The 24,642-nt window shown below is 65.4% G+C and carries 24 protein-coding genes, 1 tRNA gene and 1 pseudogene; 14 read left to right on the forward strand and 12 right to left on the reverse strand.

Translation table 11 applies throughout. From position 1 onward, the window contains the following. Positions 1 to 194: 194 nt before the first annotated feature. Both FFI97_RS09745 and FFI97_RS09750 read right to left on the reverse strand, forming a co-directional pair. Positions 195 to 977 carry an SDR family oxidoreductase gene (locus tag FFI97_RS09745; protein ID WP_139701818.1) on the reverse strand — a complete coding sequence of 261 codons (783 nt, stop codon included), beginning with the start codon at positions 975 to 977 and terminating at the stop codon, positions 195 to 197. Continuing rightward, positions 974 to 1,303, reverse strand: coding sequence for a nuclear transport factor 2 family protein (locus FFI97_RS09750; protein WP_062472395.1), 330 nt, complete (start codon positions 1,301 to 1,303; stop codon positions 974 to 976). Before FFI97_RS09750 ends, FFI97_RS09745 begins: the two co-directional genes overlap by 4 nt. 99 nt (positions 1,304 to 1,402) lie before the next feature. Between FFI97_RS09750 and FFI97_RS09755 the strand changes: the two genes are divergently transcribed. Further along, complete coding sequence (locus FFI97_RS09755) at positions 1,403 to 2,302, forward strand: LysR family transcriptional regulator (protein WP_139701819.1); 900 nt, start codon at positions 1,403 to 1,405, stop codon at positions 2,300 to 2,302. 607 nt (positions 2,303 to 2,909) lie between these two features. Here FFI97_RS09755 and FFI97_RS09765 read toward each other — a convergent pair. Further along, the gene (locus tag FFI97_RS09765) at positions 2,910 to 4,325 is read right to left on the reverse strand and encodes an IS1182 family transposase (protein ID WP_139701439.1); all 1,416 of its coding nucleotides are present in this window, start codon (positions 4,323 to 4,325) and stop codon (positions 2,910 to 2,912) included. A gap of 796 nt (positions 4,326 to 5,121) precedes the next feature. On the opposite strand from FFI97_RS09765, the gene FFI97_RS09770 reads away from it, so the two are divergent. After that, complete coding sequence (locus tag FFI97_RS09770) at positions 5,122 to 6,246, forward strand: sensor histidine kinase (protein WP_139701820.1); 1,125 nt, start codon at positions 5,122 to 5,124, stop codon at positions 6,244 to 6,246. A 36-nt stretch (positions 6,247 to 6,282) separates the two neighbouring features. Beyond that, the gene (locus FFI97_RS09775; protein ID WP_139701821.1) at positions 6,283 to 6,516 is read left to right on the forward strand and encodes a hypothetical protein; all 234 of its coding nucleotides are present in this window, start codon (positions 6,283 to 6,285) and stop codon (positions 6,514 to 6,516) included. A 670-nt stretch (positions 6,517 to 7,186) separates the two neighbouring features. On the opposite strand, the gene FFI97_RS09780 is transcribed toward FFI97_RS09775, so the two are convergent. Beyond that, positions 7,187 to 7,426 (reverse strand): hypothetical protein, encoded by a 240-nt coding sequence (locus FFI97_RS09780; RefSeq protein WP_139701836.1) that lies wholly within the window; start codon positions 7,424 to 7,426, stop codon positions 7,187 to 7,189. Here FFI97_RS09780 and FFI97_RS33920 point away from each other — a divergent pair. The 5 genes and pseudogenes from FFI97_RS33920 to FFI97_RS33925 all read left to right on the forward strand — a co-directional run. Next, the gene (locus tag FFI97_RS33920) at positions 7,418 to 7,552 is read left to right on the forward strand and encodes a hypothetical protein (protein WP_260684949.1); all 135 of its coding nucleotides are present in this window, start codon (positions 7,418 to 7,420) and stop codon (positions 7,550 to 7,552) included. The two genes, FFI97_RS09780 and FFI97_RS33920, sit on opposite strands and share 9 nt — an antisense overlap. Positions 7,553 to 7,766: 214 nt before the next feature. Then, entirely contained in the window at positions 7,767 to 8,864 is a 1,098-nt protein-coding gene (locus FFI97_RS09785) for an acetate/propionate family kinase (protein ID WP_185993589.1), read from the forward strand. Continuing rightward, the gene (locus FFI97_RS09790) at positions 8,861 to 11,230 is read left to right on the forward strand and encodes a phosphoketolase (RefSeq protein WP_139701822.1); all 2,370 of its coding nucleotides are present in this window, start codon (positions 8,861 to 8,863) and stop codon (positions 11,228 to 11,230) included. The genes FFI97_RS09785 and FFI97_RS09790 overlap by 4 nt, the downstream gene beginning before the upstream one ends. Before the next feature lie 145 nt (positions 11,231 to 11,375). Next, a complete protein-coding gene (locus FFI97_RS09795; protein ID WP_139701823.1) occupies positions 11,376 to 11,996 on the forward strand; it encodes a hypothetical protein in 621 nt (206 codons plus the stop codon). A 44-nt stretch (positions 11,997 to 12,040) separates the two neighbouring features. Next, positions 12,041 to 12,133 (forward strand): annotated as a pseudogene (locus FFI97_RS33925) (integrase); the annotation flags it as partial. Between the two features lie 12 nt (positions 12,134 to 12,145). On the opposite strand, the gene FFI97_RS09805 reads toward FFI97_RS33925, so the two are convergent. From FFI97_RS09805 to FFI97_RS09835, 7 genes are all read right to left on the reverse strand, one after another. Further along, on the reverse strand, positions 12,146 to 13,303 hold the full coding sequence (locus tag FFI97_RS09805; protein ID WP_139701824.1) for a tyrosine-type recombinase/integrase: 1,158 nt from the start codon (positions 13,301 to 13,303) through the stop codon (positions 12,146 to 12,148). Between the two features lie 173 nt (positions 13,304 to 13,476). After that, positions 13,477 to 13,550 (reverse strand) — tRNA-Gly (locus FFI97_RS09810). A gap of 46 nt (positions 13,551 to 13,596) precedes the next feature. Next, positions 13,597 to 13,821, reverse strand: a complete 225-nt coding sequence (locus tag FFI97_RS09815; RefSeq protein ID WP_062472399.1) for a hypothetical protein — start codon at positions 13,819 to 13,821, stop codon at positions 13,597 to 13,599. A gap of 152 nt (positions 13,822 to 13,973) precedes the next feature. Continuing rightward, positions 13,974 to 14,249, reverse strand: coding sequence for a DUF1488 domain-containing protein (locus FFI97_RS09820; RefSeq protein WP_139701825.1), 276 nt, complete (start codon positions 14,247 to 14,249; stop codon positions 13,974 to 13,976). Positions 14,250 to 14,361: 112 nt separating this feature from the next. Beyond that, positions 14,362 to 15,138 (reverse strand): alpha/beta hydrolase family protein, encoded by a 777-nt coding sequence (locus FFI97_RS09825; protein ID WP_139701826.1) that lies wholly within the window; start codon positions 15,136 to 15,138, stop codon positions 14,362 to 14,364. Continuing rightward, positions 15,122 to 16,297 carry a DUF3182 family protein gene (locus tag FFI97_RS09830; RefSeq protein ID WP_139701827.1) on the reverse strand — a complete coding sequence of 392 codons (1,176 nt, stop codon included), beginning with the start codon at positions 16,295 to 16,297 and terminating at the stop codon, positions 15,122 to 15,124. Before FFI97_RS09830 ends, FFI97_RS09825 begins: the two co-directional genes overlap by 17 nt. Before the next feature lie 7 nt (positions 16,298 to 16,304). Continuing rightward, positions 16,305 to 16,580, reverse strand: coding sequence for a hypothetical protein (locus tag FFI97_RS09835; RefSeq protein ID WP_139701828.1), 276 nt, complete (start codon positions 16,578 to 16,580; stop codon positions 16,305 to 16,307). Between the two features lie 246 nt (positions 16,581 to 16,826). On the opposite strand from FFI97_RS09835, the gene ligD reads away from it, so the two are divergent. Then, entirely contained in the window at positions 16,827 to 19,361 is a 2,535-nt protein-coding gene (gene ligD, locus FFI97_RS09840) for a DNA ligase D (RefSeq protein WP_144004413.1), read from the forward strand. Between the two features lie 33 nt (positions 19,362 to 19,394). Continuing rightward, positions 19,395 to 20,309, forward strand: coding sequence for a Ku protein (locus FFI97_RS09845; protein WP_095947520.1), 915 nt, complete (start codon positions 19,395 to 19,397; stop codon positions 20,307 to 20,309). On the opposite strand, the gene FFI97_RS09850 is transcribed toward FFI97_RS09845, so the two are convergent. Continuing rightward, complete coding sequence (locus tag FFI97_RS09850) at positions 20,310 to 21,218, reverse strand: LysR family transcriptional regulator (RefSeq protein WP_139706823.1); 909 nt, start codon at positions 21,216 to 21,218, stop codon at positions 20,310 to 20,312. A 110-nt stretch (positions 21,219 to 21,328) separates the two neighbouring features. Here FFI97_RS09850 and FFI97_RS09855 point away from each other — a divergent pair, with 110 nt between their 5' ends. The 4 genes from FFI97_RS09855 (at position 21,329) to FFI97_RS09870 (ending at position 24,633) form a co-directional block, all read left to right on the forward strand. After that, the gene (locus FFI97_RS09855; protein ID WP_139706821.1) at positions 21,329 to 22,597 is read left to right on the forward strand and encodes an SGNH/GDSL hydrolase family protein; all 1,269 of its coding nucleotides are present in this window, start codon (positions 21,329 to 21,331) and stop codon (positions 22,595 to 22,597) included. 78 nt (positions 22,598 to 22,675) lie between these two features. After that, on the forward strand, positions 22,676 to 22,912 hold the full coding sequence (locus FFI97_RS09860) for a hypothetical protein (protein WP_070059288.1): 237 nt from the start codon (positions 22,676 to 22,678) through the stop codon (positions 22,910 to 22,912). A gap of 32 nt (positions 22,913 to 22,944) precedes the next feature. Continuing rightward, positions 22,945 to 23,538 carry a 2'-5' RNA ligase family protein gene (locus FFI97_RS09865; RefSeq protein WP_139706819.1) on the forward strand — a complete coding sequence of 198 codons (594 nt, stop codon included), beginning with the start codon at positions 22,945 to 22,947 and terminating at the stop codon, positions 23,536 to 23,538. 78 nt (positions 23,539 to 23,616) lie between these two features. Next, positions 23,617 to 24,633: a phosphotransferase enzyme family protein gene (locus FFI97_RS09870; protein ID WP_139706817.1), complete on the forward strand. Its 1,017-nt coding sequence runs from the start codon at positions 23,617 to 23,619 to the stop codon at positions 24,631 to 24,633. Positions 24,634 to 24,642: the final 9 nt, after the last annotated feature.

Genomic DNA, 24,642 nt, shown 5'->3' on the forward strand with positions numbered 1-24,642 from the left:
CGCCAAAGTTGAAGCTTTACGCGCAAGAATTGCTGTTCTTCAAAACTGCGTTTCGTGAAACTCTGCAGATGCGCAATAAAGATGTCCGGTCCGAATGGCGCGCGGGAAGCGTTGCCACGCACGCAGTCCCTCGCCATCGCACGCGTGTGCAGCCAGCTGCTTTCGTACCGTGCCGGTGATGGCCGCGGCCTTGCCTAGACCGTCGGGACGGTCCCGCCATCGATCAGGTGTTCCGACCCTGAGATCGAGCCCGCCCGGGGTGACACAAGGAACGTGATCAAGTCGGCAACTTCCTGCGGCCTGGCCGGTCGACCCAGCGGAATGCCGCCGAGCGATTGCATGATGATCTGCTTGCCACCCTCGTAATCCGTGCCGGCCTGGTGGGCCAGGCGATCGGCCAGCGCCACCGACGCTTCGGTCTCGATCCATCCGGGCGACACGCGCAGCACGCGCACGCCCTTGGGCGTCACCTCTTTCGACAACGCCTTGCTGTAGGTGGACAAGGCCGCCTTGGCCGCCGCATACGCGGTCGTCGATTCCGGCAGTGGCAGCAGGCGCTGGATCGAGCTGACGTGGACGATGACGCCAGAGCCCTGCGCGAGCATGGCGGGCAGCAGCGCACGATCGAGCCGCACGGCCGGCATGAGGTTCTGGTTCAGTTCGGCGAACCACTGGGCATCGTCCAGGGCCGCGAAGCCGCCGCCCGGTGCGCTGGAGCCGCCGACCACATGCACCAGGATGTCGAGGCCGCCCCAATGCCCGAGCACCGAGTGCGCCACCTTGGTGGCGCCTTCAGCCGTCGCCAGATCGGCGGTCACATGGACCACGCCCCCGATGGGCCGCGCGGGCGCGGCGCGGGCCGTGGTCATCACCTGCACACCGGCGTCGCGCAGGCCTTGAACGACGGCGGCGCCAACGCCTTTGGTGCCGCCGGTGACCAGCGCGCGCTGGCCCTGGAGTTGAAGATCGAAGCTCATGCCGTGATCTCCAGCGACGCAATCAGGCCGCGTTCGAGGCGAAAGCGATATCGAAGATCGACCGGACTGCCGGGAAAATTGCCGGCCACGTGCGCCCGCACGACCTGGAACTCCCCCGCGTGGTCCAGCGCAAATGGCTCGACCGTGTACGCGTACTGCGTGGATGTCGCGCTCTTCCATTCCTGGATGGCGCGGCGGCCGGTGTGGGTGCGGCCCTCGTCCTTCACGATGGCTTGAGGCGTGAAACAGCGGGCCAGGGCCTCGGCGTTCTGCCGATCGGCCGCGAAGTAGGCGGCGATCGGAGCGGGAAGGATCAGGGTACTCATGGTGACGACTCCTTGGATGTGAAGACCTCAGGATGCGCGTCGATCATCAATAAGTGAATCGCCTAGAATCTTCACGAGCTATGTAGAAGAAAATACAGAATGCGCGGATCGGAGTTTGCCGAGCTCAAGGCCTTTGCTGCCGTGGTGGAACGCGCGAGCTTTGCCCGCGCCGCCGAGCATCTGGGGCTGTCTGCTTCGGCGCTGAGTCAGACCATCCGACAGCTGGAAACCCGGCTGGGTACGCGGCTGCTGAACCGCACGACCCGCAGCGTGGCCCCCACCGCTACCGGGGCGCAGCTGTACGGGCGCATCGCGCCGCTCTTCCGGGACATGGCCGATGCGGTGAATGAAGCCAGCGCGATGGCGGGTCAGACGCGCGGCACGCTGCGCATCAACACCCTCGGCATGGCCGCCTGGCAGGTGATCGGCCCCCGGCTGGGCCGGTTTCACCGGACGCACCCGGAAGTGACACTGGACATCGTGGTCGACAACGGCCTGAGCGACATCGTCGCCGGTCGCTTCGATGCGGGCATCCGCGTCGGGGGCAAGCTGGAGAAGGACATGATCGCAGTGCGCTTGACGCCGGACGTGAAGATGGTGGCCGTGGCATCCCCGGACTATCTGGAGCGTCGCGGCAAACCGCGGTCCCCCGCCGACCTGCACGGCCACGCCTGCATCAACTGGCGCCTGCAGGGCGACGGGAGTGCCTACCGCTGGGAGTTCGAAAAAAAGGGCAAGCGGATCGAAGTGGCGGTGGAAGGACCCTTGGTCACCAACCACTCGGACACTGGCGTCGCTGCGGCACTCCAAGGGCTGGGGATCGTCTATGCCTTCGATCGCGAACGCGTCGATGCACTGCTCGCCCAGAAGCGGCTGGTGGAGGTTCTCGCCGACTGGTCGATTGCAAGGCCTGGCCTGTTCCTGTACCACCCCAGCCGGCGCCACTTCCCTGCCGCACTGCGCGCCTTCATCGACTGCATGCTGGAGAAAGACCCCTGAGCGGACTTTCTCTTCCCGGCGATCGGACCGGGGGCCGGGCAGGCCCTGCCGGCGTCGCTCGATGGTGACTTCAATATTTCCGCGGATAGGAGCCGGGCAGCCGGAACTCCGCATGGCTCGTGAGCAGCTTGGCAATCTCCGGCTGCGAGGCGTGATCAACGTTTCGATCGTTCATCGGCGGACTTGATCAGACGTTCCCTAGGCGCGGCAGGCAGTACGGCAGGCCCATTGCGACATCTCGTGAACACAATGTGCGAGAGCGACATTTGGCGAACACTTTCGTGAGAAGAAACTCGCGACGAAACTGTTCACTCGGAAATGTGGTTTCGCATTAAATCAACGACTTAGCGCCGGTTCCCGACGAACATATTTCTGCAAATAGACGAAAGCAGGGAGCGCGACGATTGGTACTGTTTCCACTTATCGGCGACTTCCAGTTTGAACTCGCTATAGGTAAAGCTCTGAGTCATAGTCCTGCTGGTTGAATATCTGCTCTTGGCCGATTGTGTTGAAAAACTCGCCTCGAATCTTGCCTGCGTTGGCGATCGCACAGGATTCGCAATCGAGTTAACGAAGCGAGAGCGCGCAGCACGCCGCTGCGTTCACCTCACACGCTTTTCACGGCTGCATGTCCTTCAATTGGCATCAACCACTTGGCCATCCGCCGCAGATTCTGGGCTGTAGCCGCCAGCAGGAACTCGTCCTGCGCACCACTGAGCCCGCGAAGCCGGAGCCGATCCAGCTTCATGATGCGCTTGAGGTGCGCGAACAGCATCTCCACTTTCTTGCGATCCCTGCGTGACTGGCTGTACTCCGGTGTCCTTGCAATGGATCGTGCCGTCTCGCGTGCACCTTCATGGACGCTTCTCGCGATCTTGCGGAATGGCGTGTTCGGGCAGCACCGATCTTTCATCGCACAGCCGACGCAGTCTGACTGACTCGCTCGGTAGATCACCGTGTCGGCCTTCGTGACGTGGCTGCGCGGGATCGTGAATCGGCGTCGTTCATTACGCAGCGCATGGCCTTCGGGGCATACGTACTCATTGCGCTCTGGTTCCCACTCGAACTCGCCGATCGACAGGCTGCCGTCCTTGCGGGCCGTCTTGTCCCACACGGGCACATGAGGTTCGATCTGCTTGTCTTCAACCATCCAACCAAGCAGCGGTGCAGTGCCGTACGCCGTATCACCCACAAGCCGTCGCGGCTTGATGTCGAAGCGCTCTTCGACCCGATCGATCATGGTTCGGGTGGAGTCGACCTCCGGTGTGCGATGCGCAGGCGTGGCCTCCACGTCCATGATGATGCCGGCCGACAGATCGATCAGATAGTTGGTCGAGTACGCGTAGAAGGCCGGACCACCCGGTGCTGCGGTCCATTGCGCAGCCGGGTCGGTCGGAGAGATGTTCCTGGATGGTGCCTGCGTGTCGTGCGGCACCTCGGGCGCACCGTCGGCAACCGGATTAGTGGCGTCCAGCGCTTCGAGGTACTCGCGCACCGCACGGCTGCACTGGGTGCCTTGGCGCCACTGCGCAACCTCGGAGGCAGGAACATTGCGCGCGCGGTTAGCGTCGGCCTTGATGACGCTGGCATCGATGGCAAATCCCTCCCCTTGCACCAGCCCTTCGGTCATGCAGCGGTGCAGCACCGCCTCGAAGACGAATCGAAATGCATTGCTCTGGCGGAAGCGGCCATGCCGGTTCTTGGAGAAAGTGGAATGGTCGGGCACCTTGTCCTCCAGGCCCAGGCGACAGAACCATCGGTAGGCCAAGTGGAGATGGACTTCCTCGCACAACCGGCGCTCGGATCGGATGCCCAGGCAGTAGCCGATGACCAGCATGCGGATCATGAGTTCGGGATCAATCGATGGCCGGCCGGTGTGGCTGTAGAACGGCGCAAGATGTTGGCGTAGCTCGCTCAGATCGAGGAAGCGATCAACGCCTCGAAGCAGGTGATCACGCGGGACGTGATCGTCGAGGTTGAATGCGTAGAACAACTGATCTTGAGCGGTGCCTTGACCCATCATGATGCATACCTCCATCGATCACGAAGCGCATGCAAACTGCAAGCCAGCTACGGGGATTCGGGAGAGTTTTTCAACACAATCGGCCGACAACGGTCTTCGGCATCTGTTCACCCGATGTCCGTTCTGGGTAGGGAAGCCGTCTTCCCAACTACGCCGCCAGGCGCTGGGTCAGATTTGAATCCGCGGGAGAACCCCCAGCCTGTGGCTCGACACCCCAGAAGCCGGTGCGCGCGCACTCACGGGCTACGCGCCGAACGAGTGCGCCGGGCCACGTGAGACCGCGGAAGACTGAGACGCCGACCCGGTCGGCTGATCTGAGCACGCGCGTCAATACACGGAAGTTCCAAATGCTCTGCGGCTTGGACGACTCGTGCTCGCATGCGTTATGACTTCAATCTCATCAGAGCGACGCAGCAAGGCGCATGCGATCGGTCGCTCCGGGGGCTCTGCAGCGTGGTTGTCGATGTCTGTTCGCAGCGTCTCATCAAGCGTCGGCGTATCGCCTCTGGCCAGCCGAACTTCGATCGCCCATCGTCTGTTCGCTCACGCGCTTAACTTCGGATACGGCGTGCGCTCCTACGGCAGGCGGCCAAGTCCACACTCCTGCGCTTGATTGAGAAGTTCGCACGAAAAGTCCTGCGATGCCGACCCCATTGGGGCTGGTGACGATAGTCCAGAACTACGTTCGCCACCGCACAGACAGGAGGCCTCGCCTGGACAACGATGGAGCAACGCGCTTCGGTAAAAAGCCGACGGCGTCAATGATGAACCGGGCGAAAGCCATCGAGGTCTGAGCATGCGCAGCTTTTTAACGAACAACCGCGAGGAGCTGATTTCACGGTGCAAATCAAAAGTCGCTCGAAGGCCTCGGCGTGCGGCAACGGAGCAGCAGTTGGCCAACGGCATTCCGCTGTTCCTCGATCAGTTGATCCGTACGTTTGCCGCGGAGGAAGACGACAGACCGGCGGAAAGCATCAGGATCTCCGGTCCCTCTGGCGGTGACTCCCAGGCACTGTCCGAGATGGGGGTGGCCGCCACGGCCCATGGCAAGGAACTGCTCAAACTGGGGTACACGGTAGATCAAGTCGTCCACGACTATGGCGACCTTTGCCAAGCGATCACGGACATGGCCTTCGAGCGCGATGCCCCCTTTGCTGTCGGGGAGTTCCGCACATTGAATCGATGCTTGGACAACGCCATTGCTGATGCCGTCACGGAGTTCAGCTACCAGCGCGATACACAGATCGCCCGCCAGCAGAGCCTTGACTCTACCGAGCGCGTCGGTTTCCTCGCTCACGAGTTGCGCAACTGTCTGGGCACAGCGACTCTTGCTATCCATGCCCTCGAACTCGGCAACATGACAGTGGGAGGTGCCACGGGAAGCGTATTAAAGCGCAGCCTTTCGGCGATGGTCACCCTGATCGATCGGACGCTCGCCGAGGTGCGCGTCAACATGCCCGAACAGCGCCAAACGTTTTCCGTCGCCGCGTTCATCAAGGATGCCGAAACCGCCGCGCAGCTGGTCGCCGGAGCCGCACGCTGCCCCTTCGAGGTGACCTCTGTCGACCCTCTGCTGGCCATCCGTGGCGATCGCGAGTTGCTGCTTGCCGCCCTAGCGAATCTCTTGCAAAACGCGTTCAAATTCACGCACCCACACACCATCGTTGCCTTAAAAGCTCATGCGCTCGACGACCATGTCTTGATTGATGTCGAAGACCACTGTGGAGGGCTGCCGCCCGGAAGCGCTTCCAGGATGTTCGAGCCCTTCAATCAACACAGTCATGACAAATCCGGCCTCGGCCTGGGCCTTTCCATCGCACGCCAAAGCGTTGAGGCCGATCTCGGCACGTTGACTGCTCGAGATGTTCCTGGAACAGGTTGCGTTTTCACCATTCGCTTGCCATTGCACGTCCTCGAATGACAAGCACCTAGGCTTTCTCCATCCCAAGGACTCACCATGGACATCCAATTGCTGATGCGGATCGGCCGCATGGCACCACCTCGTTGGCTCACTTTGTCGGCGGATGTTTCAGCTGCGAAGCGGCTAGCTGCCGACGGCCTGATCGAGATGACTCTGGAGTTACAGGGAAAAGCAAAGACATTTGTACGCGAATCAGTGCATGTTCGCACGATCACACGAGATGGTGCCTTGGTTATCGCTGACGAAAAATCTCGCTCGCAGCGGAAATGAACTTGCTCTTCGTTTTGGATGCATTGCGCTGACGGCTCAATTTCCCCCGAGGCCGTACCTGCCCGCCTTCGTCCGAGCTTTCGTTCCTGCTTTCGCACAACTGCTTAAGGTCGCCCATCTCAACGGAGCGATCCGCGCCACCACGCCGAACGTGTCCCGCTCCACTTCTTCTCCAGCCCGGTAGTCCATCGACCCGCATCCCGCGTTGTGGATGTCCCAGCGACCGCGAAAGAAGCCAAGAATGCCCGGCACGAAGCTCCCAAAGAGTTTTCAGCAGATCAGGACGCAGTTCGGTCGAACGTTTCACCGAGGCGATCGAGTCGCCTCCGAAGGTCGGCTTGGCTCCATCACAGGAGCGACCTACTCCCACATTCGGGTGCGCTTCGACGGACAACAGATTTCCGTGCCGTGCGACCCCCTCGAGCTTCAGCTCGACCCGACGAAACGAATCCTCGCCCCGACTCTTTCGTAGGAGGCTGCCTGCTACAATTCAAGCTCGCTCATGCATTCTTGAGCGTTGCCTGGCCAGGCAAGCTGAATCTCATACCAGCGCGTCGAAGTCACTACGACGAGAAAAACAACAATGACTTCCGCAAACGAACATTTGCCGTAGCGTGGACCGCGTAAGAGTTCACGACCAAATATCAAAGCCCGCCTCAAGCGGGCTTTTTCAATGGCGCACGAACGGCGGCACCCAATGCGGGTCGTGCGCCCCATCTGGCCCGCTGGAGAGATTCCAGATGGTCGCGCCGACCTTCACCAGCGCCGCGACGTCTGTTTCATAGCTGGCGCTGTGCATGTCCAACTTGTCGATCATCGATGCCAGCATGCACATCGCCTCTTCGGGTGGCAAAGCGTCGCCCAACTTGGCCATCGCTACGATCTGAAGCAGTACATCGGCTTGGTTCATTTCAGCACTGCGCGCGCGAGTCGCGGCACGCGCAAGATCGTAACCTCGCTGGAAACCAACGAGGCGGTCTACAACGGCTTCGGCCCGGTCAAGATTCGCACCGTCAAAAAGCATCGACGCAAGTGAGCCTGCGGCGGCGGCCCAGGCGCCATCTTTGCAACTACCACAACAGCTTGGAAGCACGCATTGATGGCGGGGCCAACGTGACTTCGGACACCTATCCTTGGCGAGGCCTTGCAAGCCGCACAGCCCGCCTGCCCAAGTATTCGACGCGCAGGCACTTGCGCGAGCGAGACCATTCATGACACCTTGGACGGAGTAACCGGCGCATGATGGTCGCATGACAGGCGATGTGATGCTCACCTTCAACCCCGGCTCTTCGTCGATCAAGCTCGGGCTGTTCGTGATCGACGCAGGCGCGACGCGCGCCCTCGCCCGCCGCACGGTCGATGCAACGCCCGATGCCTTGTCCGGCGTGATCGCGAAGGCCCTGGATTGGGTGAACGACGCAGCGCCGGGCGCACGGCTCGTGGCGGCGGGTCACCGCGTCGTGCACGGCGGGGACGAGTTCAGCGGCCCGGTGGCGATTACCGAAGACACGCTCATCGCCATCGAGGCACTGGCACCGCTCGCGCCGCTGCACCAACAGCAAAGCCTTCGACTGATCCATGCGGTGCAGCACGCCGCACCAGCGCTGCCGCAGTCGGCCTCGTTCGACACGGCCTTCCACCGCAGCCAGAGCGCTGCATCGCGCCGCTACGCGCTCCCACGCGTGCTGTTCGACCAAGGCATCAAGCGCTACGGCTTTCATGGCCTGTCGTACAAATTCATCGCGTCGCAACTGCGCCAGCAGCACCCCGAGATTGCCGCGGGCCGCGTGGTGGTCGCGCACCTGGGCAGTGGCGCCAGCCTGTGCGGCTTGCTCCATGGCACCAGCCGCGAGACCAGCATGGGCTTCTCCACGCTCGACGGCATTCCGATGGCCACGCGCAGCGGCGCGCTGGACCCCGGCGCGCTGCTCTATCTGCTCAAGCAACCGGGTCAGTCCATCGACACGGTCGAAGACATGCTCTATCACCGCTCAGGCTTGCTCGGCCTCTCCGGCGTTTCGGGCGATGTGCGCAAACTGCTCACGAGTGATGCGCCCGAGGCACGCGAAGCGCTGGCGCTGTATGCACTGCGGATCGCGCGCGAAGTGGCCGCCATCGCCACCACGCTCGGCGGGCTCGACGCGCTCGTTTTCACCGCCGGCATCGGAGAGAACCAGCCGGCTGTGCGCGACGCCGTGTGTCACCACCTCGCCTGGCTCGGCGTGGCGCCCGATCCCGCAGCTAGTCAGGTCGCCGTGTTCGTCATGCACACCGACGAAGAGCAGGTGATCGCCGACGAGGCCTGCCAAGTTCTTTCCCTTTATCAAACCACCGGAGCCGCCCCATGACCCGCCCACTTGAACGCGCCCCGCCCGAAGACTTCAACCTGCTCGATGCCTGGTGGCGCGCCGCCAACTACCTGTCGGTCGGCCAGATCTACCTGATGGACAACCCGCTGCTCCATCGGAAGCTGGAACTTGCGCACATCAAACCGCGGCTGCTCGGCCACTGGGGAACGACACCGGGCCTGAACTTCGTCTACGCCCACATGAACCGCGCGATCGTCGCACGCGACCTCGATGCGCTCTTCATCGCCGGCCCCGGCCACGGCGGTCCCGGCGTGGTGGCCAACACCTGGCTCGAAGGCACTTACAGCGAGGTCTACCCAGACGTCGGCCTCAACACGGCCGGCATGCAGCGGCTCTTCACCCAGTTCTCTTTTCCCGGTGGCATACCAAGCCATGTCGCGCCTGAAACGCCGGGCTCGATCCACGAAGGCGGCGAGCTGGGCTACTCGCTGCTGCACGCCTACGGCGCCGTGTTCGACAACCCGGGGCTCATCGCGTGCTGCGTGATCGGCGACGGCGAAGCCGAGACCGGGGCGCTCGCGGCCAGTTGGCACTCCAACAAGTTTCTCAATCCCACGCGCGACGGCGCCGTGCTACCCATCCTGCACCTCAACGGCTTCAAAATCGCCGGCCCCACGGTGCTGGCGCGCATCGGCGACGAAGAGCTGACGCAGCTGATGCGCGGCTACGGCCACGAGCCGCATTTCGTCTCCGGCGACGACCCCGAGACGATGCACCGTACCATGGCGATGGCGCTCGACACGGTGCTCGACGTCATTCGCGCGATCCAGACCGAAGCGCGCGCAGACGGTTTCACCCGCCGGCACCGCTGGCCGATGATCGTGTTGCGTTCGCCCAAGGGCTGGACCGGGCCCAAGGTGGTGGACGGTGTGCCGATCGAAGGCACGCAGCGCGCGCACCAGGTGCCGCTGACCGGCTTTGCGCAGCATCCGGCGCACATCGGCCTGCTCGAAGACTGGATGCGCAGCTACCGGCCCGAGGAGCTGTTCGATGCCCGCGGCACCCTCCACGCCCACATCGCGGCCATCGCGCCTCGGGGCCTGCGCCGCATGAGCGCCAATCCGCACGCCAACGGTGGCGCGTTGCTTCGCAATCTCAAGCTGCCGGACTTCCGCGACCATGCAGTGGCAGTTGAGTCTCCCGGCGCCTCGCAAGGCGAAGCCACACGCGTGCTCGGCGGCTTTTTGCGCGACGTGATGTGGCTCAACGACGAACAACAGAACTTCCGTGTGATGGGCCCGGACGAGACCGTGTCGAACCGTCTGGGTGCGCTCTTCGACGTGACCAACCGAACTTCGACGGCACGCGTCGAGCCGACCGACGACCACGTTGCCCCCGACGGCCGCGTGATGGAAGTGCTCAGCGAACACCTCTGCCAGGGCTGGCTCGAGGGCTATTTGCTGACCGGGCGCCACGGCTTCTTCTCGTGCTACGAAGCCTTCATCCACATCATCGATTCGATGTTCAACCAGCACGCCAAATGGTTGAAAGTGACGCGCAAGATCGGCTGGCGGCGCCCGATCGCCTCGCTCAACTACCTCTTGACCAGCCATGTCTGGCAGCAGGACCACAACGGCTTCAGCCACCAGGACCCGGGCTTCATCGACCATGTGGTCAACAAGAAGGCCGAGGTGGTGCGGGTCTATCTGCCGCCGGACGCGAACACGCTGCTGTCGGTGGTAGACCATTGCCTGCGCAGCCGCGACTACGTGAATGTGATCGTCGCCGGCAAGGCGCCTGCGCCGCAGTGGCTCGACATCGAGGCCGCCGTGCGGCATTGCAGTGTCGGCCTGGGCATCTGGGACTGGGCCAGCAACGATGCCGGTGTCGCGCCCGATGTGGTGATGGCCTGCGCCGGTGACGTGCCCACGCTCGAAACCATGGCAGCGGTCGATCTGTTGCGCACACACCTGCCCGATCTCAAGGTGCGGGTCGTGAACGTCGTCGACCTGATGGCGCTGGAATCGCCGTCAGCGCATCCGCATGGCCTGGCGGACGCGGTGTTCGATTCGATCTTCACGGTCGACAAGCCGGTGATCTTCGCGTTCCACGGCTATCCGGCGTTGATCCACCGACTGACGTACAAGCGCACCAACCATCGGGGCTTTCATGTGCACGGCTACCAGGAAGAAGGCACCACCACCACCCCCTTCGACATGACGGTGCTGAACCACCTCGACCGCTTCCACCTCGCCGCCGAAGCGATCGACCGCGTGCCACGCATGACCAACAGCGCCGCCCATGTGCAGCAGCATCTGCGCGACCGGTTGCTGGCACATCGGGCTTACATCACCACGAAGGGCGAGGACATGCCTGAAATCTCGGGGTGGCGATGGAGCGTCTAGAAGGTTGCAAGGGCCCGATCGCTTCAAGTTCGATTTCAGAGCCTTTGGGGCCATCTTGTTGTGCCGTCAGCTGCTCCGGCGACCGCTTGAGACGATCTGAGGCGCGACCCTTCTTGTCGCGTAGGACGGTTTCCACTGCAGAGCGGTGGCCGCCCCTAACCAGCGAGCAACTGCAAAGGCCCCAGAAGCCACTTCAACTCGCTCCATCGCCGACTTCACTGCCCAGGTTCTTCTCAGAAATCTCGGGGAAAAATGCCTCGAGATCAGGGAGGTTTTACAGGTCAATGCCAGAGATCAACTGCCAAAGGCGCCTCAGAACGGCGCCATTGATATAAGGCGATTGACCTACATTTATCCGTTGATCTGTCGGGATACTTCAGATATGAACTATCACTACACATCGGCGGGCAGGCTGTTTTCAGCGACATTGGCCGGTGCGCCAGCGACTGTGCGAGATCTCATGGTCTCGGTGCCCATCTACCTTGCGGCTCTAGAAAACAGCTTCACCGACACCTCTAGCTTTCTCGCTTGCTTCAATGCTCGGGAAAAAGAACTCGCGCGCGGCGCGATAAGTCTCTCCAATACTGAGATTCGCTTGGCGGCCCGATGGAAGAAGGCCCATACCGATGCAGATCAAGATGCAAGGAAGTCGTTGAGCGCCCCAAAAGACAAGGAGTTTGTCCTGGTACTGGCCGCCGCGCAGCCCTTCAATTTGGCTGAGCCCCTCTTCATTTCGGCCGAGTCTCCCTTCACTGCGATCGTTTAGGCAGCTCGCCACCAGCCGGATGGAGCACGCGAGCGTGGCGTCGGATGATCTACCGGCGGACGAGAAACCTCCGTGCGGTGCAGTTGCGGCTCGGCCACTCGAAGCTCGAGTCGACCGTCAGATACCTCGGCATCTAGGTGGGTGACGCCCTAGCGATCTCGGAGCAGACGGAAATCTGAGCGAGCGCTCGGCTGAGCGGCGCAGACCTGTCCGCCTTGCTGCCGTGGCGAGGCGGATCGATGCGCTGCCAGATGGCTCGATTGCGACGCACAGCAGACGTTCAGCGGACCACACCGACTGGCTGCAACCAGTCTGAAGGCGTCTTTCAGCAGGCGCTGCTCGCGGAGCGCTGATACAGCCTCAACCTCTCGGCAAGCTTCACGAGGAAAAGCGAAGCATTGCGTGATATCGGCACCGTGTTTTTCGCAAACACGAGCCCTCAAGAGAGAACAGGCTTGGAGGTGAGGCTCGCCATTGAGCTTTGCCTGCTTCGTCCTTTTCATCGATGCTGCCGGTATGACGACCTGACTGCCACTGAAGTCGACCCAACTCCATTCCATCGCGCGGATGTTGCCGGGCCGCTGAAAAAGTAGAGCGGACAAGAGCAGCGCTTCTCTTGTTGCGGGCAGTCCGCGATAGCCGTCAATCGCGCGCATGAGGTCCCCCGCCTTCTGGGGATCAAGCACAGCAGCCATGTTCTTTACGATCACCGCCCCCAACGCTCCCCGCAGCTTGGTGGCCGGATCATCTTCACAGCGCCCCGTCGCGATGCCATACCGAAAGACTTGCCCGGCGTACTGGCGCAGGGAAACCGCCGTCTCATTCAACCCCTTCCCCTCGACTCGGCGCAGCGGCTCTAACAAGACGTTTGCGGTGATCTCGCCCAGAGGCAATCCACCAATCCAGGGAAAAAGATTGCTCTCTTGCAGGCGCAACCACTTGGTGCTGTGCGCCTCACTCCACTCCCGCTGCTTGAGCGCGTGAAATTCACGAGCGACCTTCTCGTAGGTTGTCACTGCGGTCGCGCGGACCTTTGCCTTGTCTAGGCGGCGGCGCTGGGTGGGGTCAGCACCGGTTTGCAGCACTTTGCGCGCGTCATCACGAGCCGCTCGCGCATCTTTGAGCTTGACCGCGGGGTAGCTGCCAATCGCGAGCCGCTTCTCCTTGCCGCCAACCGTGTACTTCCAAAACCAGCGCTTGGATTCGTTGGACGCGACTTGCAGGTAGAGATTGCCGCTATCACTGAGGCGCGCGCGCTTCTTGTCAGAGGGGCACGAAGCGTTTTTGCAGGCGAGTTCTGTGAGCATAGGGGAACAAGGCTTTGGGTCTGAGCCAAATATACCGATGTTCCCCGTGCCGTGCCCCGTGGAGGCGTTGGCTTCGCTTGGATCGCGTAGGCTTCTCTCGAACCCTTCTTAACCGTAACCCCTTGATTTTCAAGAGATTCTTGGATCCTCTAGGAATGCCTCGGAACGTCAACTGGAGCGGGTGAAGGGAATCGAACCCTCGTATGAAGCTTGGGAAGCTGCCGTTCTACCATTGAACTACACCCGCAGCAGGCGCGGATTCTAACGTCAGTTCCCTCGCCCCCGGCGCACGCTCAGGTCTGCAGCGCATCCCTTCGCAGCCGCAACGCCGCGCGCCCTTGCGGCGTGATGAGCAGGACGACGGCGACGCGTGGACCCGTGCCGCTGGCGGCCGGTGGCAGCACGGCTTCGATGAGGTGCGCGGCGACCAGCATCGTCGCGCAGTGGATGTCGGCTTCGTCGCGGACCGCCATCGGGAACGACGCGTCTTCGATGCGCTCCAGAAAGTCCATGGGCATGGGAAGGCTCCTGAGGAAACGAGGCGCAGTCTAGGTCGTTGCGCCCCCGAAATGCGGGTCCAGATAGGTCGCTTTTGTAACCAAATCGACAGGTCGCACGGTGCGAGCGCCGTGCGAGAACTTTCGCCCGACAGCGCCTCGCCACCCGCATCTCAGCGCGGTGCACGCATCCGTGCGAAATCGCCGCAGGCCAGCACGATGGGCCCGTGCGGATCGGCCCGGAAGCGCGCCACCGCCGCCGCCGAGATCACGTCGAAATGCCGTTTGCAGGCATGCAGCGTGTGCTCGCCGATTTCCTTCGCGCCGAGCGCATCGTGCAGCACGTCTTGCGAAATCTGCGCCAGCACGCGCGCGCCGTCGGGACCGTCGGGGTACACGGCAAACCGTACCGTGGCCGTATCGACGCAGTAGATGCCTTCGAAGTCCATCTCTTTGTCTCCGTCACCATGGGGTCAGGATTCGGCGCGCGCGACGCGACGCGTGGTGATGGACTGGCGCGCATGTTCGGGAAGGAAGCGGCCTACAGCCTCGGCGCGTGCCTCAGGCCGAGCCGCTCGACACTGGCCTGGTGAGCGTCGACGTCGCCTTGGCGCCCAGCGTCATCTCGGTGATCCACGACACGAGCAGCGCGCCATAGGCCTGGCGCGATTCCAGGCGCGACAACGCGTGGTCGGCGCCGGACAAGGTGCGGTAGGTCGCCGAGCGCACGCGCTTGAAGGCGGCGAGGTAGTTCTCGATGACGGGGTGCGGCACGGTCTGGTCGTCTTCCGATTCGACGATGAGCACATCGCCGGTGAAGGCCGCGCAGGCCGCGAGCGCGCGGTTGTCTTCGGGCCCGACCAGCGTGCGGCGGTAGGCCACGAGGTCGGAGCGGCTCAGCAAACCCTTGGGCGTGTCCCACTCGCCGTCGCGGTACAGCGCGGGCGCGCGCAATGCGAGCCAGCGCACGGGCCGCATCGCACTGACGAGCGCGGCCAGGTAGCCGCCGTAGCTGCTGCCGACGATGGCCACGGCCGCGGGGTCGACGGTCGGGTGGCCCACCAGCGCGTCGTAGGCAGCGAGCACGTCGCGCAGGTTGTCTTCGCGCGTCACCTGCTGGCGCAGCCCTTCATGGCGCGCATGGCCGCGCAGGTCGAAGGTCAGGCAGACGCAGCCGAGCGCGGCGATCTCCTGCGCGCGCTTGAGGTACTGCTCCTGGCTGCCGTCCCAGCCGTGCACCAGCAGCACGCCCGGCACCATGCTGGACGCAGCGAACAGCGTGCCCTCGATGTGATGGCCGTCCACGGGAATGTCGATGGAACTATGGCGTGTCGGCATGCGGGGTGGCGGTGGTCTCGATCACCGTGTATTTGCACAGCGGCCCGGTCTCGGGGTCGTTGCCCTGGTAGGCCACGATGGCGCCGGCGGGCACGCGGGCGCCATCGCCGTACACCTCGAAGCAGGACGCGTGCACGCGCTGGCACGCCGGGTCCTGGTGGAAGGCTTCGAGCGCCGCGATCTCCGCGCCGGTGGCGCCGCCGACGCGCCACGACTGCTCCAGCACGCCCGAGCGCCAGTCGCCCCGGCCGTCGAGCCCTTGCGCCACGTCGTAGTTCACGCGCGAGGCGAAGAAGTCGGGGTAGCAGTCGATCACCGCGCGGTGGTAGCGCCGGGCCTGCTCGATCGCGCGGCGCTGCGGCGGCGGCGGATCGACGCGGGCCAGCAGAGCGTCGAAGTCGCCGCGCACCAGCAGCAGGTCGGAGCCGCCGTAGACCTCCTGCCCGGCGTTGTCGCGCGTGAGGCGCTGCTCGCCGCAGTAGCTGACGATGCGCTGCGCCACGATCAGCTGCCCGACGCTGTAGGTCTGGGGTTGTTCCAGATTGGTTTCGAGCACGAGGCCTTCGGTGGCGATCGCGCGGTCGTCCATCGCATCGAGACAGCGCTCGAGCGCATCGATGCTGTCGACCACCTGCTGCCCGCGCCCGCCGGTGGCCGTCACGGGCTTCAGGCGCACGCGGCCGATGTCGAGCAGCGCCCTCCCCGCAACGCGCGCCTCGTCCAGGCTGAAGCAGGTGAAGCCGGGCAAGGCGGCATCGGCGATCTCCACCGCGATGCGCGCCGACCAGCCCAGGGGCCGCACGGCGTCGGGGCCGACGAGCGGATGGCTGATCGCCTTGGTGGCGACGAAGGCATGCGGCACCACGCCGCCGAAGAGATCGTCCACGCCGGCGATGCCCATGGCGCGCGCCTGGTGCGGGTCGGTGAGCGTGTCGCTCGGCACGAAGTAGAGCGGGTCCGGACCCGGTTGGCTGGCGTCGTAGGCGCCCGCGAATGCCCAGCCCTGGAGCGCCGCCAGGCGCTGCGCAACGTTGGCGCGCGTGGCGTGCTCGTGTTCGCTGCAGTAGCCCTGCGGACGCACGTCCCAGGTGACGACGCGGCGCGTGGCCGGGCCGGTGGCGGGTTCCGGGGCCATGACGGTGTTCAGGCGCAGGTCCATCGGGGCCTCAGGCGTCGGCCTTCCTGTCCTCGTCCTTCTTGTCCTTGTCCGCGTCGCCCGATGGCAGCTTGACCTTCGTGACGGTGACCGACACCGGGTCGCTCGCCGGAAAGGACTCTTCCACGCCGCTGTCGAGCGCTTCTTCGCTGGACGGTTGCTCCGTCGGCTTGGCGGCCTCGGCCGGTGGCTTGCCGTGGTTCTCGGACGTGGGAAACGGAAACTTCTCCGGCGGGTTCTTGTCCGGGCTCGCCGGCTTCGGGTCGGGGGTCTGCTTCGAAGTCATGGGGTCTCCTTGGTGCGATGCACACGGGCTCACATGGCTGCCTCCTCCGGGTTGGCGGCTGCAGTGCCTCCATGTTCTGCGGATCGCGCGGCGCGCCGGTCGGAGGGCACAGCGCCTGCGCGTGGGACCCGTCTGGCACCCGCCTGCGCCTCGCCCCGCCTTCGCCCACGCGTGCGGCCTTGGCCCACACGAAGACCGGACACCTGGCCGATGCGGCGCGGCCCGAATGCGGGCACACCAGAGGCCATGGCCCGTTCCGACACGCCCCTCGCAACCTACCAGGCGAAGCGCGACTTCGCCGTCACCGACGAACCCGCCGAAGGCGGCAAGGCCCGGCCGCACGCGCCCGCGTTCGTGATCCAGAAACACGCGGCGCGGCGGCTGCACTACGACTTCCGGCTCGAACTCGACGGCGTGCTGGTGTCGTGGGCCGTGCCCAAGGGGCCGAGCCTCGACCCCGCGCACAAGCGCATGGCCGTGCATGTGGAAGACCACCCGCTGTCGTACGCCGGCTTCGAGGGCACGATTCCCGAAGGCCACTACGGCGCGGGCGACGTCATCGTGTGGGACCACGGCACCTGGGAGCCCGTGGGCGATCCGCGCAAGGGCCTCGCCGCGGGCAAGCTCGCGTTCCGGCTGCACGGCCAGAAGCTCGAAGGGCTGTGGGAACTCGTCAGGATCGCCAAGGGCGGCGAGCGGCAGGAGCCCTGGCTGCTGTTCAAGAAGCGCGATGCCTTCGCGCGCTCGCATGCCGAGTACGACGTGGTGTCCGCGCTGCCCGACAGCGTGGCCGGGGCACGCAAGACCGCCAAGGCCAAGGCCCAAGCCTTGCCCGCATTGCCCGCAACGGGCGCGGTGAAGGCACGCCTGCCCGCCAAACTGTCGCCGCAGCTCGCGACGCTGGCCACCGGCGTGCCCGAAGGCGCTCCCGGCGACTGGATCTTCGAGATCAAGTTCGACGGCTACCGCCTCATGGCGCGCATCGGCAACGGCAAGGCACGCCTGCTCACGCGCGGCGGCCACGACTGGAGTGCGAAGCTGCCGAAGCTGGTGGCCGAGCTGGAGCGCCTGGGCCTCGGCAACGCCTGGCTCGACGGCGAGATCGTCGTGCCCGACAAGAACGGCACGCCCGACTTCAACGCGCTGCAGAACGCACTCGACCGCGAACGCGCCGACCCCATCGTGATGTTCCTGTTCGACGTGCCCTTCTTCGAGGGCTTCGACCTGCGCCACACGCCGCTCGCCGAACGCCGCCGCCTGCTCAGGCAGCTGATGGACGCGCGCGCCACGCGCCGCCTGCGCTTCAGCAGCGACTTCGAGGCCGATGTCGACGCGATCCTGCAATCGGCCTGCCGCATGAACCTCGAGGGCGTGATCGCCAAGCGCGCCGACGCGCCGTATGTCTCGCGCCGCAGCGACACCTGGCTCAAGCTCAAGTGCATCCGGCGCCAGGAGTTCGTGGTGTGCGGCTACACGCTGCGCACCGACAGCCCGACGCGCATCGGCAGCCTGATGCTGGGCGTGCACGCGAAGAACGGCGAGCTGGTGTCGGTCGGCGGCGTCGGCACCGGTTGGAACGACCGCGAGGCGCGCGACATCCGCCGCCAGCTCGCCGCGCTGGACACCGACCACGCGCCGTTCACCGGCGGCGAGGCCAAGCCCGGCCGCCGCCGGCCGGGCGGCACGCGGCACTGGGTGAAGCCCAAGCTCGTGGCCGAGGTGCGCTTCGCCGCATGGACGCCGGACGGGCAGATCCGCCACGCCTCCTTCGTGGCGATGCGCGACGACAAGCCGGCGTCGGAGATCGTGCATGAAGAGCCCCGCGACATCGCACCCGCTTCACGTGCAAAGGGCACGAAGGCCATGAAGACCTCATCGAAGAAATCCGCCTCCACCGTCGGCGGCGTCGCCGTGAGCCACGGCGAGCGCGTGATCGATGCCGCCTCGGGCCGCACCAAGCTCGACCTCGTGCGCTACTACGAATCGGTGACCGACGACATGCTGCCGCACCTGAAGGGCCGCCCCTGCGCGCTGGTGCGCGGGCCGCAGGGCGTGGGCGGCGAGATCTTCTTCCAGAAGCATGCCGAGAAGGTCCACATCGCCGGCGTGAAGCAGCTCGACCCGGCCCTGTGGCCCGGCCACCCGTCGATGCTCGAGGTCGGCACGCGCGAGGCCTTGCTGAACGCGGCGCAGTTCAACGTGATCGAGTTCCACACCTCGAACGCGACCTCGACGCACTTCGACCGACCCAACCGCATGATCTTCGACCTCGACCCGGGCGAAGGCACGCCGTGGGCGCATGTGCAGGAAGGCGCGCTGCTGATGCGCACGCTGCTCACCGAACTGGGCTTGGCCTCATGGCTCAAGACCAGCGGCGGCAAGGGCCTGCACGTGGTCGTGCCGCTGCGCATGCACTACGACAACGACACCGTGAAGGCCTTCTCGCGCGCCATCGTGCAGCACATGGCGCAGGTGATTCCCTCGAAGTTCGTGGCCAAGAGCGGGCCCTCGAACCGCGTCGGCAAGCTCTTTGCCGACTACCTGCGCAACGGCGTGGGCGCGACCACGGTGGCGGCCTACTCGGCGCGCGCGCGGCCGGGCATGGGCGTGTCGATGCCGGTGAGTTGGGACGACCTCGGCAGCCTGAAAAGTGGCGCGCACTGGACCATCGCCACCGCGCGCGAACACCTGTCGTTCCAGTCCGAAGACCCCTGGGCCGACTACTGGACCACGCGCCAGCCGCTGGGCGAGGCGATGAAGCGGCTCGGCTTCAAGCGATAGCCACGAACCCACGCACAAGGAAGGAAGCACACCATGGCCACGAGAACCCTCTGGAAAGGCGCCATCACCTTCGGGCTGGTCCACATCCCCGTGGGCCTGCACACCGCCAGCACCGAACAGGGCATCGACTTCGACTGGCTCGACAAGCGCAGCATGGACCCCGTGGGCTACAAGCGCATCAACAAGCGCACGGGCAAGGAGATCGCGCGCGAGCAGATCGTGAAGGGCTTCGAGTACGAAGACGGCAAGTACGTCGTGATCTCGCCCAAGGAGATCGAGGCCGTCTACCCGCGCACCACGCAGACCATCGAGATCCAGCGCTTTCTCGACGTCGGCGAAATTCCCTTCGTGTACCTGGAGCGCCCCTACTACCTCGCGCCGATCAACAAGGGCCAGAAGGTCTACGCGCTGCTGCGCGAGGTGCTCGTGAAGACCGGCAAGGTCGGCCTGGCCAAGGTGGTGATCGCGACCAAACAGCACCTGGCACTGCTGATTCCCTTCGGCAAGGTGCTGGTGCTCAACCTGCTGCGTTGGGGTGACGAGATCAAGGACGCCGACGGGCTCGACCTGCCGGCCGCCGGCATCAAGGGCGCGAAGCTCTCGGCCGCCGAGATGAAGATGGCCGAGCAACTGGTCGGCGACATGTCGGGCCCGTGGAACCCTGACGAATTCAAGGACGAGTTCAAGCACGCCGTGATGAAGATCGTCGAGAAGAAGGTCAAGGCGGGCGACACGGAGACGGTGGTGCAGCCGGAAGAAGAAGCACCTGAGGGCGGCGCCGAGGTGATCGACCTGACCGAGCTGCTCGCGCGCAGCCTGCGCAGCGGCAAGCGCACGCCGCCTGCGGCGAAGAAGCGTGCGGCGAAGTCGACGGCTTCCGCACGCAAGACTGCGCACAAGCCTGCAGCCGCCAAGCGTGCGAAGAGCGTGGCCCGCAAGGCGGCCTGACTAACGCCGCGGCGCTTTCGCAGCCCCTGGCAGCGCCGCCACGCGCTGTGCCAGGAAGTCGACCAGCACCTGCACCCGCAGCGGCAACTGCCGGCGCGGTGCGTACAGCAGGTGCAGCTCCTGCGCCGGCCCCGTGTGCCGCGCGAGCACGCGCACCAATTTCCCTTGCGCGAGCAGGTCCGCCACCATCCACGTGGGTTGCAGCGACACGCCCGCGCCCGCGAGCACGCTGTCGAGCAGCGCCACGGCGTTGTTGACGCGGTAGCGGCTGCGCAGCGGCACGGCCACCGCGCCGTCGGGGCCCGTGAGCAGCACGCCGTCGTCGCCCGCCGCGTAGCGCAGGTAGTCGTGCACCAGCAGGTCCTGCGGCGTGCGCGGCTTGCCGCGTGCGGCCAGGTAGTCCGGCGAAGCGACGAGCACGCGCGGCCAGCTGCCGAGGTGGCGCGCGACGAGGTCGGGCGGCAGCGCGCCGCCGACGCGCAGCGAGACGTCGATGCGCTCCTCGCGCGGATCGACGAAGCGGTCGTCGAGCACCAGCTCCAGTTCGATGTCGGGGTACAGCCGCAGGAATTCGACCGCCATCGCGTTGAGGTGCCGCTGCCCCAGCGTGACCGGCGCACTCAGGCGCAGCAGGCCGCGCGGCTGCTGCACCTGGGCGCGCGCGTCGGCCACGGCGTCGCCGTAGTCCTCGAGCATGCGGCGCGCGCGTTCATGAAAGCGCTGGCCCTCCTCCGTGAGGCTCAGGCCCGTGGCCGCGCGCCGCAGCAGCCGCACGCCCAGCGATCGCTCCAGCCCGGCGACCAGCTTGCTCACGGTGGGCTGCGTGGTGTCGAGCGCGCGGGCCGCGCCCGAGAGACTGCCGAGCTCGACGCTGTGCACGAAGGCGGAGAGTGCGCGAAGGGTGTCCATGGGGTCATTCGATTCAGGAATGCGATGCATGCCATTCTGCCTTCTACCCCTCTCGATTCGAATGGAAGAAAGTTCGCCCATCGACACTTCTTTCACCTGAGGACATTCATATGACCGCTTCGCGACTCACCTCCCTCCTGCGCCAGGGCGCGCTCGCCCTTTCCCTCGCGGGCGCCGCCACCGCTTCCATGGCCGCGCCCACGCACTGGAGCCCCAGCTGGATGGCCGCCACCCAACCGCTGTGGGACCCAAGCTTCGTGCTGCCCCTGGGCATTCCCGCCCGCTTCGAGCGGCAGACGCTGCGCCAGGTGGCGCGCCTGAGCATCGGCGGCACGCGGCTGCGCGTGGTGATCAGCAACGAAGGCGGCACCACGCCGCTGCACATCGGCGCCGCCCGCGTGGCCCGCCATGCGAGCGGCTCGGCGGTCGTCGAAGGCACCGACCGCGTGCTGCGCTTCGGCGGCCGCAGCGACGTGACGCTGCCGCCCGGTGCGCGCCTCGTGAGCGACCCGGTCGACCTGCCGCTGCCCGCGCTGAGCGAAGTGGCCGTGTCGCTCTACCTGCCGGAACCCAGCCAGCCCGCGGGCTTTCACTTCGACGCGCGGCAGACGCTGTACATCGCCGACGGCGACCTGAGCGCCGCCGCACGACTGCCGGCCGCCGCCACCTCGTGGAGCACCCGCGTCTACGTGAGCGGCCTGATCGTCGAGACGCCGCAAGCACCCGTCACCGTCGTCGCGCTGGGCGACTCGATCACCGACGGCAACGGCTCCACGCCCGGCGCCCACACGCGCTGGCCCGACGCGCTGGCCGAACGGCTCGCGCCGCGCGGCGTGGGCGTGCTCAACGCCGGCATCTCGGGCGGCCGGTTGCTGAAGGACGGCATGGGCCGCGCGGCGCTCGAGCGCGCGGGCCGCGATGTGTTCGCGCAGCCCGGCGTGCGCGCGATGGTCGTGCTGCTGGGCACCAACGACATCGGCTGGCCCGGCGGCCCCTTTGCACCGCAGGAACCCGCGGTGCGCGCCGAGGCCGTGATCCAGGGCTTTCGCCAGCTGATCGAGATGGCCCACGCCCACAACGTGCGCATCGTGGGCGCGACGATTCCGCCGAATGAACGTGCGCTCGAAGGCACGCCGCTGGCCGGCCATCACTCGCCCGAGAAAGACAAAGTGCGCCAGGCCGTCAACCGCTGGGTCCGCGAAAGCGGCGCCTTCGATGCGGTGGTCGATGTCGACGCGCTGCTGCGCGACCCGGCGCGGCCGACGCGGCTGAAAGCCGCCATGGATTCAGGCGACCACCTGCATCCCGGCGACGCCGGCTACCGGGCGATGGCGGCGGCCATCGACCTCGACGCCTTGCTCGGCAACGATCTTCGATAGACTGCAAATATACTGTACATAAATACAGTCTTTTCTCTAGAATGGCTCGTCTCCAAGAACAACATTCGAGGCGACGCCATGACCACCGCCAACCCGCCTGCGCCCTCCGCGCAGGTGCTTTTTTTCTCCTCGCGACAGCATCCGTTGCAGTCGCGTTCGCGCACCACCGGCAAGACAGGCCGGATTTCGAACTGGCCCTTCCGCGTGACGCGGGAGCACGGCCACGACGACAGCAACGAACAGGATGACATCCGCGTTCAGGCGGCGCGCGTCATCCGGACGACGGCCGCGCACTGGTGGCCGCCGGAGCCCTGAACCGCCTTTCAGCTTCACCTAGGAGTGCAGCAATGGACGACTTCATCCGTGACTCGGCTTACCCGGACCACCCCGCCCCCGAGTGGGAACCTGCGCCTCCCGCAAGAAAGTCCCACCTCCTGATTGCGCTGTTCCCCGATGCCGCTGTACAGGCTGCGATCGAGGCGCATCGCAAGGGCTGGCTCTGGCCGGAAGGCCACTACTTTCCGCGCAACGACCGACTGCATCTGACGCTGCATTGCCTCGCCGATCAGAAAAGTCCCGTCGAACAGCGCCTGCGTGAAGCGCTCGCCCAGGTTCCTGTCCACCCCATGGAACTCGTGCTGGACAGTTCACGCACCTGGGACAGCATCGCGGTGGCCCAACCCGCCGAGCATGCAGGGCTGCGCGCCCTGCAACAGCATATCGGCCACGCGGTGCGGCAGCTCGGCATCCCGACAGACCGTCGCAGGTTCACGCCTCACATCACCATCGCCCGAGAAGCCGCGAGCGCCGCCTATCCAATGCGCATGCCGCCGATCGTTTGGCGCGCGACAAAATTTCTTCTGATCCGCTCGTTCACCAAGCCCTTCTTCAAGCACGAAGTGCTGGCTTCATACGAGGCCAAAGAAAACGCCTACGTCTGACAGGCGCCGGGTGGGTTCCGTGGCTTCATCGGGTGAGACAATTTTCAGCGTCCGCCGACCTGCCACCGCCCACCTCGCATGCTGACACCACCCACTCTGCCGAACGATGCCATCGCCGCCTGCCTCGCCAGCCACTGGGGCCTGCAAACCACCCGCACCGAATTCCTCCCGCTGGGCGCCGACGTCGATTCGGCCGCATTCCGCATCGAAGCATCGGACGGCCGCGCCTATTTCCTGAAGCTGCGCCGAGGCGGTTTCACACCCGCCGTGGTCGACGTGCCGGCCGTGCTGCATCACACCTATGACACCGACGCCGTGATGGCCCCGCTGCTCACGCGCACGCGGCGGCTCAGCGTGCAGGACCATGGCTTCGACTGGGCGCTCTACCCCTTCTTCGATGGCGTCGACGGCTTCACGCGCGCACCGACCGACCGGCAATGGACCTTGCTCGGCACCACGCTGAACGCCATCCACCGCACCGAGCTGCCCGAATCTCTGCGCGCAGGCCTGCCGCGCGAAAGCTATTCGCACCACTGGCGCGAAGGCGTGCGCCGCTACCAGCGCCGCTTCATCAACGGCGTGGCGGGCGACGATCTGGTCAAGCGCTTCCTCGCCTTCTGGGACACGCACGACGAAGAGATCGATTCGATCGTCTACCGCAGCGAACAGCTCGCCTCGATCCTGCTCGAGAAGTCGCTGCCGCAGGTGCTGTGCCACGCCGACCTGCACGCGGGCAACGTGCTGCTGGGCGACAACGACCGCCTGTGCATCGTCGACTGGGACACGCTGATCCTCGCGCCGAAGGAGCGCGACCTGATGTTCATCGGCGGCGGGGTCGGCGGCGTGTGGAACCAGCCGCGCGAAGCGGCACTGTTCTTCCAGGGCTACGGCACGAAGGAGGCGGTCGACACGCTCGCCCTCGCCTACTACCGCCACGAACGCATCGTGCGCGACCTGCTCGAGTTCTGCGACCAGATGTTCGACCCGCAGGCCAGCCGCGAAGACCGCGAGGAAGGCCTGCGCCAGATGGCGAGCCAGTTCGAGCCGGGCAACGTGGTCGCCGTCGCGCACCGCGACTACGACGCGATCACCTGAAGGGCGCCG

The organism is Variovorax sp. KBS0712, assembly GCF_006323185.2.
In the GTDB taxonomy this organism is placed as follows: Bacteria; Pseudomonadota; Gammaproteobacteria; order Burkholderiales; family Burkholderiaceae_C; genus Variovorax; species Variovorax boronicumulans.